This is a genomic window from Clostridium sp. (assembly GCF_036643715.1).
Lineage (GTDB): Bacteria > Bacillota > Clostridia > Clostridiales > Clostridiaceae > Clostridium.
Genome location: NZ_JAVXRL010000050.1, coordinates 1 through 20,334, shown reverse-complemented (window position 1 = coordinate 20,334; position 20,334 = coordinate 1). Strand labels below are relative to the sequence as shown.

The window sequence follows — 20,334 nt, the reverse complement described above, 5'->3', positions numbered from 1 at the left end:
CCCACTACTCCTGTTGATGTTGATGGTCCACTTCTTACATTTAAACTACTTGATGGATCATTTAATTTTATTGTTCCTGTTCCATTTCCTGCTGCTGATCCACCTAATGTTATAAAGTCTCCCCTTACATATCCTGTTGTTCCATTATAGCTTATTTTGTACCAACCATTTTCATTTCCTATTATTTGTACTACTGTTCCATGAGCTAAGCTTCCCACTACTCCTGTTGATGTTGATGGTCCACTTCTTACATTTAAACTACTTGATGAATCTTGTAACTTAATCGTTCCAGTTGTGGATCCTTCAGCACTTCCTAAAGTTAAAAAGTCACCTCTTATGTACCCCGTAGTTCCATTAAAGCTTATCTTGTACCAATCTCCACTTTTATCTAGTATACTTACGCTAGTTCCATGAGCTAAACTCCCAACTGCACTTGTTGATGTTGACGGCCCGCTTCTTACATTTAGGCCACTTGATGGATCTTGTAATTTTACAGTTCCAAAATATGCTTCAGAATATTCAAATGCTATTCTGTTCCAATCATCTCTGTAAATTTTATTATAATCTTTATAAGCCTTTTCTAAGTTAGATAGATTTCTTAAGTTATATCCAAGCTCTTTTCTAATATCATTTTCAATAGTTCCTGCAAAAAGCTCTTCCTCCAATCTATCCTTTTTACCTTCTTCGCCTCTTAATCCATGTATTAATTCATGAAATAAAACAAAAGCCATATTTGCATCATCTTTTGTTCCTTCATTTATTATTACTAATTGATTAGTAGATTTACCTCCAATGGTAACTCCAGCATTTTCTTCTGTAAATTTCTTGTTTATTACCGTTTCTTCATTGATACTGTATTCATTCCAACCACTATCTCTTCCAATGACAAGAACTTTATCACTATTTATTAATTTATCTAATATTACTGAACATATTTTTGAATTATTAGTATTAGTAGTTTTATTCTCAGTACACTTTAAAAATCCATTATTATCGATGTAATATTGTTTGCTCGCAAAATTATTTATTATATTAATTATAGATTTTCTATTTTTTTCTAAAATCCATATACCATTACCTTTTGGTATTCCATTTTTAAATTTATTTATATTTTTGTCATTCACCTCAGCCTTTTTACCACCTAAAAGACCTACTATAGCTACATCAAATATATCTAAATTTTTAGTTATATGCTTTTCTTCATCTAACTTTTCATTTTTATCATTTAAAGATTCTTCTTTATCTTTAATATTTTCATCTATTTTTTTATCATCTTTATTATTTATATTTTTTTGTTCATTATTTTCTTTATTTTTTTCATCTGAGTTTTTCTCTTCTAATTTTTTATCAGATTCTTTTTTATTTTTTTCATCTAATTTAGTGGCATTCTTATTATTTTTAGAACCTTCTTTAACTTCCGTATTAGTTAAATCATCTTGTAATAGACTTATACTTTTTAATTCTTTAAATAACGCCTCTTCTACATCAGAATTATTCTGGCTATTTAAGATTATTAGACTTTTATCCGCTGATTCATTAATTCTAACTAACTTTTTATCAGTGCTAGTATTTTTTATTCTTATTTTTTGTTCTTTATCATTATATCCAGTCCATTTAGCACTTTTTGAAATAATAATTTTTTTATTTTTGCTTAAAATATTATCAATTATTTTGGAATATTCTTTAGATTTTTCTGTTTCTTTAGCATTATTAGAATAGTTTGAAATTTTTTTTAGAAATCCATCTTTGTCTATGTAATATTTTTCACCTAAAGATTTACCTATAATATTATTTATTTCTTCTCTATCTTTTGGCAAAATATATATTCCATTTTCTTTTGGAATTATGTTTTTGATATTATCTGAATTTATTGCTGTATTATTTTTGTCTTGTAAAATTTCTGCAATAGCTATATCAATCTTATTATAATTTGATATAGTTTTTTTACTTTTTGACTTATTAACTTCTAATGATTTTTCTTCTTTTTCTGATATGTCTCTCTTATCTTTCTTTTCTGATTTATCTTCTATAGCATTTTTATTTACCTGTATTTTTTTATTATCATCAATATTTCCATAATCCGCAGCATCATAATGAAGAATATTAGCTTCATTATGATCTTTTAAGTTTCCAGCTATAGCCTTTACTTTATTATTTAATAATGTTGAAGCTTGTACAATATTTGCAGAAAAAATATTGATTGCAAAAATCATAAGTATTGTAATTGCCGTTAGTTTTTTTATTGTAAATAGTTTAAGTATTCTCTTATTATTTAATTTCACTATATGTTTTCCCCCTTGTTTTTCTTCTGTTGAAAAATATCAATTTTGAAATAGATTTCTAACATACTTTTAACAAATCAATATCTTTATATACCCTATATTATCCTTTTATTAATATATTTTACCTCTATTCATATAAATTGGAATTAATGAATTTATACACATTTAAGAAAGACTTTGAGATTATATCATCTATAAATTAAATATTCAAACCAACTTCATTTAATGATATTCCTATTTTCACATTATATTCAGACTTATTATGTAATAAAAAAAACATTTATTAATTAGATCATGTATTTTTTAATTCTTATTTAAAAAAATATGTTAAATTATGATAATTTCTAATAATTTTCAATTTTATAATTATTTTATTTAACTTTACTTCATTTTAATCAAAATCAATAAAAAGAATGTGCTTTTCTAGGCACTCTGATGAAAATTATTTTGATAAAATATTGTTTGTTATAAAAAAGTTTATTTGCTGTAAGAGATTTTATACTATTATTTCTACATCAGTAGTTTCTTTAGTTATTATTTCAGTATCTAACTTTTTAATTAAAACACCGCCTAACGTTTCAAAAACACCTTTTGAAATAATTAAATCTATTAGTTCATTAACAGCTGTATTACCTAAATTTTCCTTTACATACTTAACTATAATTTTAACCTTCTTTTATAATTCATTCTTAAAACTTATAACTAATGACTTTTGTATCATATTCCCTCTACCCCTTAATATTTTGATCTGTTAAGTTATATGAATATTGCTCTTCTCGCCCCATGGAAGTACAATGAGTTTGAAGGAATACACTATTCCCCAAAAAAATGAGATAAAGGCAATGAGCAACACTAATTTAAAATGTCCTCGCTGTCAATATACTAAACTATATAAGTTTGGTTTGATAAACAAGCTAATCAAAAATATCAATGTAAAGAATATACCCGTCAATTTATCCTAGTGGACTGAGAAGGAATTAATAGAATAACTAACGGTCCTAAATGTCCAAGATGCAATCGTGCTATGTATCTCCATAATAGGCATAAACATTATGACAGTTTTAAATATGAAATTTAAAACTGTAATCATATAATTCTTGCCCATCATTCTTTGAATATATATAAATCCTCCAGTGAACAACTTACAGGTTCCATTTCTATGAATTTAATTCATTTAATAAGTCTAATAATTTAATCCATATATTTATATTTCATTACAACTTTATTAGACCTCATGGATCACTAAGTTGATCTACTCCTGCCGAAGTTGCTAGCTTCGCTAGCTGTAATCGTTCCAAAAACTCTTGGTGTTTATCACCTTAATTTATTTTAATATTTTTGATCAACTTACAAAATTAAAATTATATAAGTTTGTTTTCTATACAAAAAATTATTCAAACTTATATAATTTTAAAAGAGCGAGTAATTCTAAGAATACCAAAACTATTTTTTCGTATCAAATTAAAAGATTCGCATTCCATCCCTATTTTGTTAAATTTTATAAATTAATCTAATTTAAATTATATATTAGCTTTGAAAATAATTTGCAAACTAACTGTAAATAAAATATAAACATAAACATAATTATTAATATTTAGGTAACTTTACATTATATATTAGTAATGATAAAATTTTCTTGTATGTGCTTTAATGCACTAAATAATAAACTTTATGATAAAGCCTAGGTAATATATTATTACCTACCATATTTGAAGGGAGATTTTATATGGAGGATTCACAGAATACACAAAAATCTAAAAAGAAGATGGCAACTTGGAAAAAAGTTGTTATTGGAATTGTTATTGCTGCATTAGTATTTATTGCTGCTGGAACTACATACGTAGTTAACTTAGTTGGTAAAACTAATCACGTTGAAGTAAATAAAGATAACCTTGGTATGCAACAAGATGCTGCAACTGAATCTAAAGAAGATGGAATAGTAAATATTGCACTCTTTGGTATTGATGCGCCGCAAGGACAAGTTGGTAGATCCGATGCTGATATGATACTAACAATTGATAAAAAGCATAATAAAATTAAACTTACTTCTATAATGAGAGATTCTTACGTAGATGTTAAAGGTCATGGTATGACAAAACTAACTCATGCTTATGCTTATGGTGGACCTGAACTTGCTTTAAACACAATTAATTCTAACTTTAATTTAGCAATTGATAAATTTATGACTGTTAACTTTACATCATTACCAAAAGTAATCGATGCTTTAGGTGGTATTCCAATTGATATTACAGTTGGAGATTTAAAGTATATAAATGGTTATATAGATAATTTAAATAATATTAATAAAACAAATGCTCCTCATGTAACTAAAACTGGAGAGCAAACATTAAACGGTACTCAATCTCTTGCATATTGCAGAATTAGATATGATGGAGGAGATCAAAGAAGAACTGAAAGACAAAGAAATATTTTAGAAGGAATCTTTACAAAAGTTAAGTCAAAACCTGCAACAGATTACCCAGCTCTTTTAAATGAGTTATTACCATTAGTTACAACTAATATATCAACAACTGAGTTCTTATCACTAGGAAAAGATATAATAAGTACTAATGCATCATCAATGAAAGAACTTAGAGTTCCTTGTGATAAACATGAAAAAGGCGAAATGATTAAAGGTGTTTACTATATGAACTTTGATATTAAAGCTGAAACAGACGAATTACACAATTTCATATTTAATAGTTAAATAGTAGAAAGCCCCAACGGAAATAATAAATTCCGCTGGGGCTTTTTAAGTTAATCATTAAAGAATGAGTATTTAGTATATTTTGAATATACTTCCCCTTTCTTAAGATAAGAACCTTCTTTAAATGATTCATTGTAACCTATAGGAGGTGCTTGAGTTTCAAAGCATATTGCCATTCTTTCTTTAGGCCTAATACTTCCTTTAAGCATACAATCATTGTAATAATTCATTGAGTATACAACGACAGCCTCCTGATTAGTTTCAATCTTCATTACTCTTCCGCTCTCTTCATCTTTTATAACAATCTTATTATTATCAAGTAGAAATGGATGATCGTATCCATTTCCTAATTTTATTTGCTCATTATTTTCATGTATATCTTTAGAAATTTTCTTAAATTTATTAAAGTCAAAAGGCGTATTAAAAGTATTTATAGTATTACCTGTTACCCCTCCATTTTCATCAATTTCTAAAAACTTATTTGAACTAATTTTTAAACTATGATTTAATATGTCTCTCTTATAATTACCACTTAAATTAAAATAACTGTGATTTGTAATATTAAGCAAAGTATCTTCAGTAGATTTTCCCCATATTTTAAAGAAGAACTCATTATTATCATTAAGCTCATAAATTACCTTTACTGTTAAATCACCTGGATAGTTCTCTTCTAAATGTTTAGAAAATAATCTAAGTTCTAACTTTGAACAATTATCATTATTTATTTCAGTTACTTCCCAAATTCTTTTATCAAATCCAATATTACCACCATGCCCTGAATTTACACCGTAATTTTTATTAAGGTTATATAATACACCATTTATACTTACTTCACCTTTATTAATTCTTCCAGCAGTTCGTCCAATTATTGCACCATAGTAAGATGGGTTACTGTAGTAGTCATTAAAATCTTCATAGGAAAGAACTATATTTTCAAGATTACCATTCCTATCTGGTGTAGTAATATTAGTTATAATACCTCCTAAATTTAATATAGAAACACTAATATTATTTTTATTTACTAAAGTATATTCAATAATTTCCGTATTTTCATGTTTACCCATAGTTTTCTTTTTTATAGTCATTCACTTTACACCTCCCACATTATATATAAAATTATATATCAATAGTTAGTGCTATGTAAACATTTTCCAAACATCATTAATTAACAATATTCTCTATAATATAATAAGACCAATAATAAACCCTAAAGTATTCATTATTATATCATTCATATCGCATGTTCCAGTTTTTGTTATAGCCTGTGTTATTTCTACACATGTTATATAAATTACGAAATATGTTATCATTCTATTTCTATTAAAGTTAAGTTTAGACTTAATATAGCTTCCTATTGGTATGTACATAAGAAAATTCCCAAATATATTAACAGTTCCATCTATTGGAGAACTTTTTATATCTATTATTGAAGCAAAAGGATTTAATACAAAGGAATGATGTGAAAGTTTTGCTTTAAAGAATGTTATTGAAATAATAAACAATATATACAAAATCATAAAGACATCTATATATAATTCTGTCTTGTCTTTATTAATTACTATATTTAGAGCTGCATACATAGTAAATGCTACTATTGTAGTAAAGACTATTTTTATAATTATATTTCTCTCGTATCCAAGTCTACTCCATATTGGATATATTATTTTATCATTTACTATTACTGAAAATGTAATTGCTAGTACCATATATAACTGCTTATTAAAGTTTTCTTTTATCATTTTACTTTTACTAATTCTTTTCTTTTCTATCATTAAATTTCCACCTTTTAATAGTCTCCTATTAATTATATCCTTATAAGAGGATGTAAAACTTAATAATTCTTAATTTTAATAAATTTGTTATATTATGATAATTATAGTTTTATTTATGCAATCGAAAAAGGCTCCTAAAAGTTTATGATTATTAATCATAATTTAATGACTCTTAGGAACCCTTTTCTAGTTTTATGGATTGTCTATGTTTGTGTAATCTGTAAATTAGTTATTAAAATTTATTAATTTAACTTTAGGCTATCTTTAAAGTTAAATTAGGTTATTTGGCTCGTTTCCGTTGCTTCTTCTAGAGTATATCATAGGTTTTTTTATAATAAAAATATCTTTTTCTTGTAGTGTATATAGGTATTTACCTATTTATTTTTGTATTATACCATAACTTTCCTTTATACTTGAAAATCCTTACTATAGTAAAAAGGCAGCTAATTAAAGCTACCTTTTTTATAGTTATAATCCAAATGCGAAGTAGAATACAAACAGTCCAGCTAATGTATACATTACAGGATGTATATCTTTAAACTTTCCTTTGAACATCATAAGTACTACATAAGTACAGAATCCAAATGCTATTCCAATTGCAATACTGTATGCAAGTGGCATTAATATTATTGTTAAGAATGCAGGTATTGCAACTTCTGGTTCTTTCCAGTTAATATCTGATAATGATGTACACATAAGTGAACCAACTATTATTAGTGCCGGTGCTGTAACTTCCGGTGTTACAACAGCTAAAAGTGGAGATACGAACATTGATAATAAGAACATTATAGCAACTATAACACTTGAGAATCCTGTTCTTGCTCCAATTGAAGCACCTGCTAATGATTCGATAAATGATGTTGTATTAGTTGTTCCAAATACTGCTCCAACACATGTTGCAACTGAGTCTGAAAGTAATGCTTTTGATCCATTTTCAATTGATCCATCTTCTTTTATAAGTCCAACTTTTGATCCTACAGCAACCATAGTACCTGCAGTATCAAAGAAATCCATAAATAACATTGTAAATACAACCATTAACATCTGTGGTGTAAATACTTGTCCTAAGTTACTAATTGCCACTCCAAAAGTAGGCTTAAGTGAAGGTATTGGTGCAATTACAGCGTCTGGCATTCCAATTACTCCAAATACTATTCCTGCAATTACTGTACATACCATTCCAATAAATATTGCTATTTTAACTTTTCTAGCTAATAATGCTGCTGTTAATAAAAGTCCAAATACTGCAAGTAATACTTTTGGATTTGTTAAATCTCCAATGCCAACGAATGTAGCTTCATTAGCTACTATAATTCCTGATCCTTTAAGACCTACAAATGCTATAAAAAGTCCGATTCCAGCACTAACTGCGTGCTTTAAATTTTGTGGTATTGATTTTATAATAAGTTCTCTAAGTCCTGTTACTGATATTATGACAAATATTATTCCTGAAACTAAAACTCCTGAAATTGCAACTTGCCAAGGGATCCCCATCTCTCCACACACTGTAAATGCAAAGAAAGCATTAAGTCCCATACCTGGCGCTAATGCCATTGGGAACTTTGCATATATACCCATAATTAATGTACCTGCAGCTGCTGCTAATGCTGTTGCCACGAATACACTATTTTTATCCATTCCTGCTGCACTTAGTATTTCTGGATTTACGAATAATATGTATGACATTGTTATAAATGTTGTAAGTCCACCTATTATCTCTCCTTTAAAACTAGCACCTCTTTTTTCAAAATTAAAATATTTTGAAATAAAATTCATAATTAATCCTCCTTAGTATTTTAAAACTTTACTATCGTATTTTAGGATTAATCTAAAAATTGTATATAAATTTAATTTTCAAATTAATCGTAGTCAAGTCATTTACGGTGACTTGGTAGAGACTATCTTTCCATATCTTCGATATTATACGATAATTATAATTTATTTTTTAAATATCTTTCGTATATGTATATAATATTATGTCTTTATAACTTTGTCAACATTCGTGTTTGATCATTTTATAGGTAATTTAACCCATTATAATAATTTTGTATAAAAAGAAAAAGAACACTTAATTAAAAATGTCCTTTTAATGTATTATTTAAATGATTATTATTATATTTTATAGTTATCTACAATACCTTTTAGTATTTCATGAACTTTAAAATCTAATATATTAAGCCAAAGCTTTTCATAAACATAATATTCATTTCCATCTTCATTAACTTTATTTGGTTGTACAGCTTCAGCTTTAACTTCTACTCTAAATTCCTTATCCTTATATAATGGATTATCTGTTTTATTAAAAGTCACAGAATCTAATAATTGAGCTGTTGTGCCATTTGCTTCTAATATATTTTTGTAATAATAATATCCATCATTAGACTTATACCAATTATCACTTTCTCCATTACTATTAAACTCCTCTTTGAAGTTTAAACTTACTAAATTTTCTTCATCTTCTATTACTTCCTCTTCATCTTTAGTATTAATCCACCTAGTAGAAATACTAACCCTTACTAATGCCGGATTATTAGTGTCATTTTCTATCCATATCTTCTTTTTAACTTTACTTCCATCAAAATTAACATCAGGATTCTTATCAAAATCCTCTTCAATATCAACATCAATTTCACCATAACTTAATTTATTAACTATAAACTTCTCATCCTTAAAGAAAGATAATGTTTCATTAAATATAGAAGTTAATACAAATACACAACCAACTATAGATAATAAAAGTATTTTTTTATTTTTCACTTCTAACATCCTCCTTTGGCTTATAGTTGAACCTATTAGTTATGCTAGATTCATCATAAAAATATTTATCATTAACCTTTTTATTTTTAACAACAATACAATTCCCATTATTACTTGATCTTAGTGTTAAATTATCAGCGGATGAAATTACATCATTATTATATTTTCCCTTCGTAATATCCACCCCAACTAGCTCATAATTTATTGGAACTATTTCCTCTACTTTATAATTAACTCCATACTTAAGATTAGAAAGCTTATAATACTTTGAAGGAGTAGCTTCAATATTAAATGAGCTTCCATCATCACCTTTAACCTTAATAGAGAATGTTCTATTTTTATCTGAATCATTTAAACTGTCACTAACTATATTCTTCTTAACATATAAATAAGGCTTAGTTATTTTTAAATTAGTTGAATCCTCTGCAATTATATTATTATTTCTTTTTAAATATATTGTATTTTTAACGTCATAGCTCCATTCTTTCTTAGGTTCTGGAACAGTCCACGCTTTCCCTATTACTCTAATACTCTCATTTGCATTTATCTTAAAATCATTATAATCAAACCCTTCAATTTTTTTAATAACCTCACCTAATTTGTTTAGCTTATAGCCTTCATAAGCCCAGTCACTTTTATATAAAGTTTCTTTATAATCACCACTTAGAATATCCTCTAAAGACAACCCGTTTAACGGAATATCTTCTTTACTTCCCCTTTTATCTCCAGTAGTTTTATTTGTAATATTAAAGATAAAACTAACCTTATCATTTGGTTCAATCTCTGGAACTTCCTCATTCAAATTAATATAACTATTATAAATTTCTTTTCCATCTCTAATAATAGTATGTGTATCTTTAGTTATAGTAGCCTTAACATCTGACTCTATTGCTTGTATACTAAACTTACCATACTCTTTAAGTTCAAGATTTCCATTTAAATAAAATGCTTTTCCTTTAACAACATTCTCAACCCTGCCATCTACATTTTTTAAATCACCAGGTTTTATTTCGTATTTAACATTATTTGAATCTAACACTTCAATAACTTCATTAGGCCTTAAATCTTTTAATAATTCTAACCCTTCAGTTCCAGTTCCTTTAGAATTTCTCATCTCTTCATTAGAAGTTCTAACGACTTCAACCTTTGAGCTATCGAGCTTTTTCATATCACTCTTTCTATATACTCCATCCTTATTAATAAGAATATCGATTAATTCATCCTCAAATGATACATCAGTTAAGATTTCCCTGCCTTCATTCTTCATATTAAATTTATAATATACCTCTTCTCCCGGATAGAACTTTTCACCATTATTGATATTTACTTTTTCCCCATCTTTAATTAAATAACCAGCCTTTGTTACATTAATCTTTGCTAAGTCAACAACAAATACATCAAGCTTCGAAGAGCCACCACCACCAGTGTTATCTCCTGCAATAATCTCTATCTTTTGAGTTTCCTTATTTTTATCTAAGTAGCTAGTTATATCTCCAAAATCTGCTCCTTCATTACCTTCATTAAGGTGAGCATGCCATGTATCAGTATGAGTTGTTAAGTTATTATGTTTAGTACAATTAGCATACCCTGCATTTTTATGATATCCTTGCTTAAATATAAGATCATCAACTACTTTATTTCCTCTTTTATCTGTAGTTTGAAGCTTTGCGAAATTTTTATTTCTTACAGATTGAGTTGAAAAATTAATGTCAGTTGATTTTCCATTTACTAAAACCATCATAATATCATTAACTGGCATAATAAGTTCTGGCCCATTCTCTCCTAATACTCCAAGGTAAACTTTTTTATTTGTCATATCCTTTGGAAGTTCAAATTCACCTCTAAACATTCTAAGGCTCTCCCCACTTCCATAGTGCTCCCATGTTGAAAAATCTTTAACTGGATAATTGTTGTTTTTTAAATATTCATCATTTATATATCCACTATAATACCTCTCTCTGTCTCCTAACCTACCATCCCATACTTTTTTAGTTTCTTTAGGTTCTAGTAACTTAACTAAAGTATCATAGTCATAAATAACATTATTATCTAAAGCTTGTCCCCATACCGTTTTATAAGTTTCAATTACTGCTGGATTTAATTTACTATTCTTTGGATACTTATCTAATACTTTATAGGATTCACCGTCAATCTTTCTATTACTCCAGTAATCTGCTCCATTATTTTTCATTGTATTTATAGTTTTAACCTTATTATTTGGTTCTACAGTTCTAGACCAATTAACTTTTAATGGCTCATATATATTACTATTTTGGGCATTTGTATATTCAAATTTTTGTATTCCAATAGTAAAAACTAATACTAATAAAAATGATATTATTCTTTTAAAATTCCTCATCTATTCCCCTTTACTCCTATTCCCTTTTTTTAAACTTGAAGTAACAATAAACATACCAGTAATAAACATACAAACTATTAAAATATTCTCTTTGACAAAACTAATAAAACTTCCTAAATAAGGTATATTAAAGACAACTTTCCCTTCTATCATCTTTTCTCTAACTTCAAAAGAATCAGTAACATCATTAGCATCACCTTTAGTTTTAAAATAAATTCCATCCTTGTCTTTACTGCATACTACAACTCTATGAGTTACTAAACTTCCATTAGTATTAGTTCTTATAGTAATAACATCATTAACATTAATATCATTAATAGGAACCTCTTTAGTTATTATTAATGATCCTTCCTTAATTTCTGGTTCCATACTTCCTGTTAATACATTAAATATTGAATATCCAAATATTTTTCGTCCACTACTTGAATCTTCTGCATTTGAAAACATCACTCCTATGGAAATTACAGCAACTATAAAAATAACGAATATTATATCAATTACCGTCTTCCTAATAGTTTTCATATTTCTAATCTCCTTCCTTAGTTAAATGGCTAATTAGAAATCTCTCTTCTAATTAGCCATTATTTTATAAAATTATTTTTTACTTAAAGCCTTTAGTCCTAATCCTATTAATAAAAATGCAAAAATAAATGTGGTCGCCTTCAAAGGTAAACCGGTTTGAGGTATATTGTTTGGCTCTTTTCCCTTAGTTGACTCATCATTATTATTAGGATTGTCCCCAACTATCGTAAATATTAAATTAAACTCTTCACTTTTATTTTGATACTCATTTCCTACACTATTACCATCTAAAGACGCAATAATAATTAATTCATTTTCAGCCTTAGGATTATATGTTCCAAGTTCTAATCTTCTTTCATTAATGTCTACTAATAATCCATTATAAATAAGTTTCCCTCTATGTGTAATATTAATTGTTATTTTTCCTAGCATGTCATTTTCCACTATGCTTTTTGACTCTAATTTAATGTTTAAAATACTATTTGAACTGTTTTTTAGAGTAATTTTTTCTTTAACACTATCCCCTGGAAGAATTCCAATACCATTTATTAATATTTCGCTATTCTCATTTAAAAACTTATTATCTTTATTTATTTCTATAACTTTTTCAGTAGCTTTTACTTGTATTGGTATATTTACGAAACTAAAAGTAACTATAGCTCCTAAAATACATTTAATTATTATTTTCATAATTACTAAAATTAATTATTTTTTTGACTATCTACAAGCCCATTTAAAAGTGTTTTTATTGTTTCATCTTCCACTTTCCATTCTGCATTGTATGCATCTTTATTAACTTGTACAGTTTCTGATTTCACAACAACATCTAATTTTCTATTTGCATATTTTTCTTGATCCTTTGTTTCACCACTTAATAATATAGAACTTAATATTTGATCTGAGTAACAACTTGGTAATGTGCTTTCATCTGAAATTTCATCTTCATTCGGATGAACTTCATCTTTATTATGAGATTTAAATATTTCATTATAATAATAGAATCCGTCATTTCCAAGTGTCCACTTATCATTCTTAATTACTGCTTTAACTTCGTGTGAAGCTGCATCTTCAACTTTAACCCCATTTTCATTTACCCATGTTGGTGTAATTTTCACTCTTAATAATGAATCTGACTTTTCTATGTTATGAATCCATACATCTTTATTAATTTCTTCTCCTGGAAGTAAATTTTGTGATGTATTTTCATCAAACTTTTCTATAATTTTGTGTTTAATTGCTCCAGTTGAAATTTTATTTATAACTTCCTGCTTATCTGTAAACCAAGCTAGCGTTCCTCCAATAACTGATATTGATATAACTGCAATACCCACCATAACTGATAATCTTTTTCTATTCATAATCGTTATCCCCTTTCTTATTCCTTTACAATTATATCCAAATATTAAGTAGTATTCAACATTTTTCGGAACTTTTATGACATTAACAACAATTTTACGATTTAATTTTCAATTCTTTTTATTTGTATTTAACTTTTTATTAACTTGTTAACTTTTTATTAACATTAAATACAAATTTTAAACACATTATATATTTTTTGAAAACATATAATGTGTTTCTTGCTAAATAGTTATTATTCCTATTGATAATATATATATTATGTGTAATAAATTTATTAATAAATAGCATATTAAAGCTATTGTTATTATTACATTCCCTATTTTTAATTGTTTTTCCGTAGCTGTATTCATTCTTTTAATTAATATAAATATTAGTATTCCTATGAAGATTATTTTTAAAAACATTACCTTTATTGGGCTGTCTAGCATGCCTCTAACTACTGAATTAACCTCTTCAAATAGTCCTGTCTTTATTAGTATTAGTGTAAATATAATATCTGTTACGTTTAGTAAGTATAGTAATTTCAGTTTGTTTGTCACAGCTCTATAACTATTATTTTTTATGAAAGCTATCATGTATTTCCTCCTACTAAAAAGCTTATATATTAATTGTATTGGTATTTTTTTACATTTATTATTACTTTTGCAATTATATATTTAATTAATTTCTTTTTCAATAGTTTTAAAAAAATGCTAAAAATATTATATATTTCTAACAGTTTTTTATATGTTTTGCTAATTTTCATAAAAAAATACCCTTAAGATTTCTATTAAGCATTTTTTAGTATGCTCATAAGTTACCTTAAGGGTATTTGTTATATTACTTATATTTTATTTTGCTACGTAGGAGTCTATTGCATTGAATACTTTATATAATAAATCGTTCATTCCTTTTCCTTTTATGAATTCTAGTTCTATATTTATTCCACCTGCAAGAACTAATTTTATTTCTGCATCCATATCGAAACGTCCTGCTGTCTCTATTGCATATGTTGTTATTTTGCTATATGGAATAGCGTAGTACTCAACTTTTTTACCTGTTAATCCTTGCTTATCGCATATTAACATTTTTTTGTCTGTAAATAATGCTGCATCTCTTATTGTTTTTACTGCAAATAGTGCTCTTTCGTTACCATTTACGAAATTCATTAAGTTTTCTGGGACTGCTACCTCACTGTAGAATGTAAATTTCTTTGTATTTAATATTTCTGCCATAATTCTCTCTCCTCTTTTTTAAAAATGTTATATATATTATAACATTTTTACCCCTGTGGTATTTACATTACTACTTCTTTTATTCTTCTTAACGCCTCTTTTAATACACTCTTTTGACATCCTAAATTTATTCTAATAAAACCTTCACCATCTTTTACAAAATAACTTCCATAAACTATTGATACATCAGCTTTAGTAAATACCTCTTTTATTTGGTCTTCATTACTAAATAAATCCCTCATATCAATCCACGCTAAAAATGCTGAATCGGCTTTCATAACCTTAGCTTTTGGGAAAACTTCTTCAAAAAACTTATATAATATATCAAAATTTCCTTCTATATATTCTGTTAATTCATCAAGCCATTCTTCACTCTCATTATACGCTGCAATAAGAGCTGGTATTGCAAATATATGAGGTGATGTAATTGAATTTATCTCTAATCTTTTTTTAACCTTTTCTCTTAAATCATCATTTTTTATAACAATATATGATGATTTTAATCCTCCTAAGTTAAAACCTTTATTAGGTGATATGCACATTATGCTATTATCAATTATTTCATTATTTGTATTCCATAATGTTGTAAATGAATCTTTTTTGAATACTATATCTCTATGAATTTCATCTGACACTAATACAACATTATTTTCTAAACATATTCTGCTAACTTCATTTAACTCTTCATAGCTCCATACCCTTCCTGACGGATTCTGTGGACTACATAATATAAATAGCTTAACATTTTCTTCTTTTATTTTTCTTATCATATCTTCAAAGTCAAAATAATATCTGTTATCGACTATCTTTAATGGAGAACAAACTAATTGACATCCTTGTCTAACTATTGCATCTTTAAAAGGATCGTAAGCTGGAGTATTTATCATAGCTGCTTCACCTTCATTTAATAAAGCTTGTACTATATAATGTAAAGTACTTACTGTACCAAAAGTCAAAGTTATCCACTCTTTTTTCAATTCAATATTAAATCTTCTTTTATTCCAATCTATTATAGCATCATAGTACTCATCATAAGCATATGTATAACCGTAATCTCCAAGTAAAGCTCTCTCAGTAAGTGCATTGACTATTGCTGGTGCACACTTAAAATCCAAGTCTGCAAGATCCATTGGAATTGCATTTGGCGTTAATCCAAACTTTTCTTTTAAGATTTTATTATCCCATTTCCTACACTTAGATTGTTTCCTGTTTATTATTTCATCAAAATTATAATTCATATAATCCTCCTTAAATAACTAAAAGTTTCTTAGTTGTAGAATTAAGTGGAACTCCTTTTCCATCTACTATCACTACATCATCTTCTATTCTTACCCCACCTAAATCTGGTATATAAATTCCTGGTTCACATGACATTATCATTCCATCTTTTAAAATATCTTTTGATGCTTTATTTAGAGTTGGCATCTCACCTTCCCCCATACCCATTCCATGACCAAGTCCATGATTAAAGTATTCACCATATCCTTTACTAGCAATATAATCTCTTGCTACTTTATCAACGTCACATGCGATAGCTCCATTTTTAATTGCGGAAATACCTTTTAACTGTGCTTCAAGTACAATTTCATATATCTCTTTTAACTTATCCGGTACATTAGATACAAATACAGTTCTAGTCATATCTGATTGATATCCATCTAAAACAATTCCAAAGTCTAATACTACAGAATCTCCACATTCTATTTTTTTATCGGTTGGTCTACCATGTGGCATTGCACTTCTATATCCTGATGCAACAATTGTATCAAAACTCATCCCACTAGCGCCGAGCTTCATAGCAGTATAATTTATTTCAGCTGCAATTTCTTGTTCTGTAACACCTATTTTTATTTTTTTTATAACTTTATTAAAAATAATATCTGTTACTTCGCAAGCTTTCTTAACTTTTTCTATCTCTTCTTTATCTTTAACTGCTCTTAAACTCTCTAATTCATTTTTTAATAATTCTATATAATCAAAGTTTTTAATTAACTCTATATACTGTGTAGCTAAAGATTGACTTCCCTCTATACCTATAGATTTAATATTTTCACTTTCTGATATCTCTCTTAATATTCCGTAGAAATCTCCACCATGATCAATTATTTCAAATCCATTAGTTTTTTTCTTTGCTTCATCAATATATCTTCCATCCAAAATCTGATATATAGACTTCTTAGTAACAAACACCTTTACTCCACTGCCTGTTAATGCACCTATATATTTTTTATTTGCCTTGCCTTGTATTAAAATAGAATCTATCTTTAAGGTATACATTAAATTTTTCAATCTATTTATTCTATCAAACACCTTATATTCCCCCCCTATATTATTATAAATGACCAACTTATTTTAAAATATAAGTTGATCATTTACTATAATTGCTTGTTATTGTTAATTAGAAATCTAATTCTAACTCACCTAATATTTCTTTTTCTTTTTCATCAAATATCTCTTTATTCTTTAACTCTGCCTTTGCTTCATCTTCTAGTTCCTTCTTTTCAACAATTTTAAAGAACGGATAATATAGAGCTACTGCAAGTAAAAGCTGTACTATATGAACTAAATAAACTTTCCAGTCAAGTGTTGCTAAGAATCCTTCACCAAACACACCAATATATGGTGGATCGAATACTGGTCTATTTATTATGTTATAGTGCATTAAGAAATACGGGAATGATCCTATAATTGTTCCACCAAATACAAATGGTATAAAGAACATAGGATTAAGTATTACTGGTGCTCCAAAAAGTATAGGCTCATTTATTCCAAATAATGATGGTAAAAATGATATTTGTCCAATCTTTTTATATCTTTTTACTTTAGATAGCATACAACATACAACAAGTCCCATTGTAATTCCACAACCTGTGAATCCAAAGAATGCGCTTGAAGCCCCCGCAGTATATATATGTGGAATTGCTTCTCCTGATTGATAAGCTTGTATATTTTCAGCTAAGAATTGTACCATTATTGGTCTTGTAATAGGTGAAAATACTGATGAATGTATCCCAAAAAAGAAAATTACACATATTACAAAATTAAGAGATACTATTGACCATGGATTGTCCATGCTTCCAACTAAAGGTTCTAGGAAACCTGTTAGAATTTCAGGTGGCAATTTATCAAACCACGCTAGAAATACTCCTCTAGTAATAATAAATGTACCTATAACTATTAATGTTGTTGGAATAAGTTCAAAACTTCTTGATACGAAATCTGGAACTCCTTCTGGCATTTTTATTGTGAATTTCTTTTCAGTACAAATTCTATATAGTTCTACAGTAATAACGGCAACAATCATTCCAGTAAACATACCTTTTGATCCTAAATTTGAAATAATTAAACTGCCATCTTCATTTAATACAACTGTTAATAATAAAAATGCTACACCTGATAAAAGAATACAACCGGGCGTATATAGTTTATAAGTATTACCTAAAAAGTATGCGATCGTTACAGTTGTAAAGAATCCTATAAAACCAAGTGACAACGTAACTGGAAGATCAAGTAATGCAATATTTTCATTAATAAAATTTGTAACAAAATTATCAGTGGAGAAGAATGATGGTATAGCAGGTATTATTGCAAATAATGACCCTAATATAAGTATTGGTATCATGCCTACCATCGCTTGCTTTATAGCACATAAATGTCTTTGCTTATCAACTTTGTTAGCAATAGGCATCAAGTATTTAGTCATAAAATTCTCAAATTTTTCAAACATAGCTTATCTCCTAACATATTTTATTTTGCTTATACTATTTAATTCCTTTTGAGTGCTGAGTATATTTAATTAAAGCCATTTTTAATACAGTAGCTCCATCCATTGATCCATACACATCTTTGTCTATTATTAAATACGGCTTATTTCTTGGCTCAGCTAATGATTTTATAAAATCAATTTTATGTGATATTTGTGGTCCAACAAGAACTATGTCATAATTATCGATCTCACTCTCTAAAGTTTCTGCTGGAATTGCAATTAAAGCGAAATCTTTTTCATCTAACTTTTTACTATTCTTTACTACCTTCTTTATATTTTCCATAAGCATTGTAGTTGAAAAACCACCTGCACAACATAATAAAATTTTCATATTACTTTTCCTCCCTCATTTGGTGTATATTTATCATTCCTTCAATTAAATCTCTTGCTAATTGAGTAGTCATATAATGATCTTGAGCATGTACCATTAGTAATCCCATTTCCACTCTATCTCCTGAAGCTTCCATTGAAATTAACTTTGATTGTATGGCATGTGCTTCCAAATCTAGTTTTCTTGACTCCTCTATTTTCACTCTAGCCTCATCATATTTTCCTTCTCCTATCAGCTTTAAAGCTTCAAAAGCTTTCCCTTTACTCTCGCCTGATACTGATATTAATCCAAATATGTCTCTTTCTAATTCTGTCATATAAAATTCCCCCTTATACCTCTATAAAATTTACTAATTTATTATAGTTTTCTTTATTAATAACTTTAATCAAACCTATTAAAAGTTTTTTTAAGTTTTCAATATCATTTATATTTCCTATTGAATATGCACAATGTCCATACCTTACCGGTAAGCATAAAACTATTGCCGGTATACCTGACCTTACTAAGTGTGCTTTGCCTGCATCTGTTCCTCCGCTATTAAACATATCTTCCTGTATTTCTATTTCTAATTTTTTTGATTCATCTCTTATAAAATTTATTATTTTATCACTAGGTGCCATCGTTCTATCAAATAGTGTTAACATTGGCCCTTTGCCTATTTGTCTATTATTTGAATGATCTCTCACAAATTCATTTTGATAACATGCAACCTCTATTGCAATTACAATATCAGGATTTACTTTATAAGTTGCAGTTTCTCCACCCCTTATTCCAACCTCTTCTGATGATGTACCAGTAAAGTAAACATCATTATCATGATTAACTTCACTTAATTCCTTAATAACTTCTGTCATTAAAAAGCATCCTAATCTATCATCAAAAGCCTTTCCTGTTACTATATTATCTAATTCTAAAGGTTTGAATTTAGTAGTATATGTAACCATATCACCAATATTTATCCCAAGTTCTGTTACATCATTTTTACTACAAGCTCCTATGTCAACGTATACATTGCTTGCATCATTAGTTTTATCACTATATATGCCGTTTATAATTCCTGTAATTTTTTTACCACTTCTTGTTGTTATTCTAACCTCTTGCATAAATTTAGCTAATGGCTTTACTCTGCCTAGTTCAATTACATGTATCATTCCTTTTTCATCAATACTTCTAACTATAAACCCCACTTCATCCATATGGGCAGCTATCATTATCTTCGGCCCCTCTTTAGTCCCCTTCTTTTCAAATATAATACTTCCTAAGTT

Annotated in this window: 19 protein-coding genes and 1 riboswitch; of the genes, 1 reads left to right on the top strand and 18 read right to left on the bottom strand. The window is 27.5% G+C overall.

Features of this window, described 5'->3' with window-relative positions:
- Together RSF37_RS12360 and RSF37_RS14800 are read right to left on the bottom strand one after the other, a co-directional pair.
- Positions 1-2,282: SH3 domain-containing protein (locus tag RSF37_RS12360; protein WP_332564711.1), on the bottom strand; the 2,282-nt coding region annotated here is incomplete at its 3' end.
- A gap of 496 nt (positions 2,283-2,778) precedes the next feature.
- Positions 2,779-2,946 carry a DUF2922 family protein gene (locus tag RSF37_RS14800; RefSeq protein WP_442878726.1) on the bottom strand — a complete coding sequence of 56 codons (168 nt, stop codon included), beginning with the start codon at positions 2,944-2,946 and terminating at the stop codon, positions 2,779-2,781.
- A 1,062-nt stretch (positions 2,947-4,008) separates the two neighbouring features.
- Between RSF37_RS14800 and RSF37_RS12355 the strand changes: the two genes are divergently transcribed.
- A complete protein-coding gene (locus RSF37_RS12355; protein WP_332564710.1) occupies positions 4,009-4,989 on the top strand; it encodes an LCP family protein in 981 nt (326 codons plus the stop codon).
- Between the two features lie 50 nt (positions 4,990-5,039).
- On the opposite strand, the gene RSF37_RS12350 is transcribed toward RSF37_RS12355, so the two are convergent.
- The 16 genes from RSF37_RS12350 to ypdE all read right to left on the bottom strand — a co-directional run.
- Entirely contained in the window at positions 5,040-6,074 is a 1,035-nt protein-coding gene (locus RSF37_RS12350; RefSeq protein ID WP_332564709.1) for an aldose epimerase family protein, read from the bottom strand.
- A gap of 93 nt (positions 6,075-6,167) precedes the next feature.
- Entirely contained in the window at positions 6,168-6,761 is a 594-nt protein-coding gene (locus RSF37_RS12345) for a VanZ family protein (RefSeq protein WP_332564708.1), read from the bottom strand.
- Positions 6,762-7,229: 468 nt separating this feature from the next.
- Positions 7,230-8,537 carry an NCS2 family permease gene (locus RSF37_RS12340; RefSeq protein ID WP_332564707.1) on the bottom strand — a complete coding sequence of 436 codons (1,308 nt, stop codon included), beginning with the start codon at positions 8,535-8,537 and terminating at the stop codon, positions 7,230-7,232.
- 70 nt (positions 8,538-8,607) lie between these two features.
- A riboswitch (purine riboswitch) is annotated at positions 8,608-8,709 on the bottom strand.
- A gap of 164 nt (positions 8,710-8,873) precedes the next feature.
- Positions 8,874-9,518, bottom strand: a complete 645-nt coding sequence (locus tag RSF37_RS12335) for a hypothetical protein (RefSeq protein WP_332564706.1) — start codon at positions 9,516-9,518, stop codon at positions 8,874-8,876.
- The gene (locus tag RSF37_RS12330; protein ID WP_332564705.1) at positions 9,508-11,877 is read right to left on the bottom strand and encodes a hypothetical protein; all 2,370 of its coding nucleotides are present in this window, start codon (positions 11,875-11,877) and stop codon (positions 9,508-9,510) included. Before RSF37_RS12330 ends, RSF37_RS12335 begins: the two co-directional genes overlap by 11 nt.
- The gene (locus RSF37_RS12325; RefSeq protein ID WP_332564704.1) at positions 11,878-12,399 is read right to left on the bottom strand and encodes a signal peptidase I; all 522 of its coding nucleotides are present in this window, start codon (positions 12,397-12,399) and stop codon (positions 11,878-11,880) included.
- Positions 12,400-12,471: 72 nt separating this feature from the next.
- On the bottom strand, positions 12,472-13,089 hold the full coding sequence (locus RSF37_RS12320) for a hypothetical protein (RefSeq protein WP_332564703.1): 618 nt from the start codon (positions 13,087-13,089) through the stop codon (positions 12,472-12,474).
- An 11-nt stretch (positions 13,090-13,100) separates the two neighbouring features.
- Positions 13,101-13,757, bottom strand: a complete 657-nt coding sequence (locus tag RSF37_RS12315) for a BsaA family SipW-dependent biofilm matrix protein (protein ID WP_332564702.1) — start codon at positions 13,755-13,757, stop codon at positions 13,101-13,103.
- Positions 13,758-13,979: 222 nt separating this feature from the next.
- Positions 13,980-14,333, bottom strand: coding sequence for a DUF5658 family protein (locus tag RSF37_RS12310; protein WP_332564701.1), 354 nt, complete (start codon positions 14,331-14,333; stop codon positions 13,980-13,982).
- 255 nt (positions 14,334-14,588) lie between these two features.
- A complete protein-coding gene (locus RSF37_RS12305) occupies positions 14,589-14,972 on the bottom strand; it encodes a PH domain-containing protein (RefSeq protein ID WP_332564700.1) in 384 nt (127 codons plus the stop codon).
- A 62-nt stretch (positions 14,973-15,034) separates the two neighbouring features.
- Positions 15,035-16,210: a MalY/PatB family protein gene (locus RSF37_RS12300; protein WP_332564699.1), complete on the bottom strand. Its 1,176-nt coding sequence runs from the start codon at positions 16,208-16,210 to the stop codon at positions 15,035-15,037.
- A 10-nt stretch (positions 16,211-16,220) separates the two neighbouring features.
- On the bottom strand, positions 16,221-17,282 hold the full coding sequence (locus RSF37_RS12295) for an aminopeptidase P family protein (protein ID WP_332564698.1): 1,062 nt from the start codon (positions 17,280-17,282) through the stop codon (positions 16,221-16,223).
- A gap of 88 nt (positions 17,283-17,370) precedes the next feature.
- Positions 17,371-18,699: a PTS sugar transporter subunit IIC gene (locus RSF37_RS12290; RefSeq protein ID WP_332564697.1), complete on the bottom strand. Its 1,329-nt coding sequence runs from the start codon at positions 18,697-18,699 to the stop codon at positions 17,371-17,373.
- 34 nt (positions 18,700-18,733) lie between these two features.
- Positions 18,734-19,069, bottom strand: coding sequence for a PTS sugar transporter subunit IIB (locus RSF37_RS12285; RefSeq protein WP_332564696.1), 336 nt, complete (start codon positions 19,067-19,069; stop codon positions 18,734-18,736).
- A 1-nt stretch (position 19,070) separates the two neighbouring features.
- On the bottom strand, positions 19,071-19,385 hold the full coding sequence (locus RSF37_RS12280) for a PTS lactose/cellobiose transporter subunit IIA (protein WP_332564695.1): 315 nt from the start codon (positions 19,383-19,385) through the stop codon (positions 19,071-19,073).
- Between the two features lie 13 nt (positions 19,386-19,398).
- On the bottom strand, positions 19,399-20,334 hold a 936-nt coding region (ypdE, locus tag RSF37_RS12275; RefSeq protein ID WP_332564694.1), incomplete at its 5' end, for an aminopeptidase.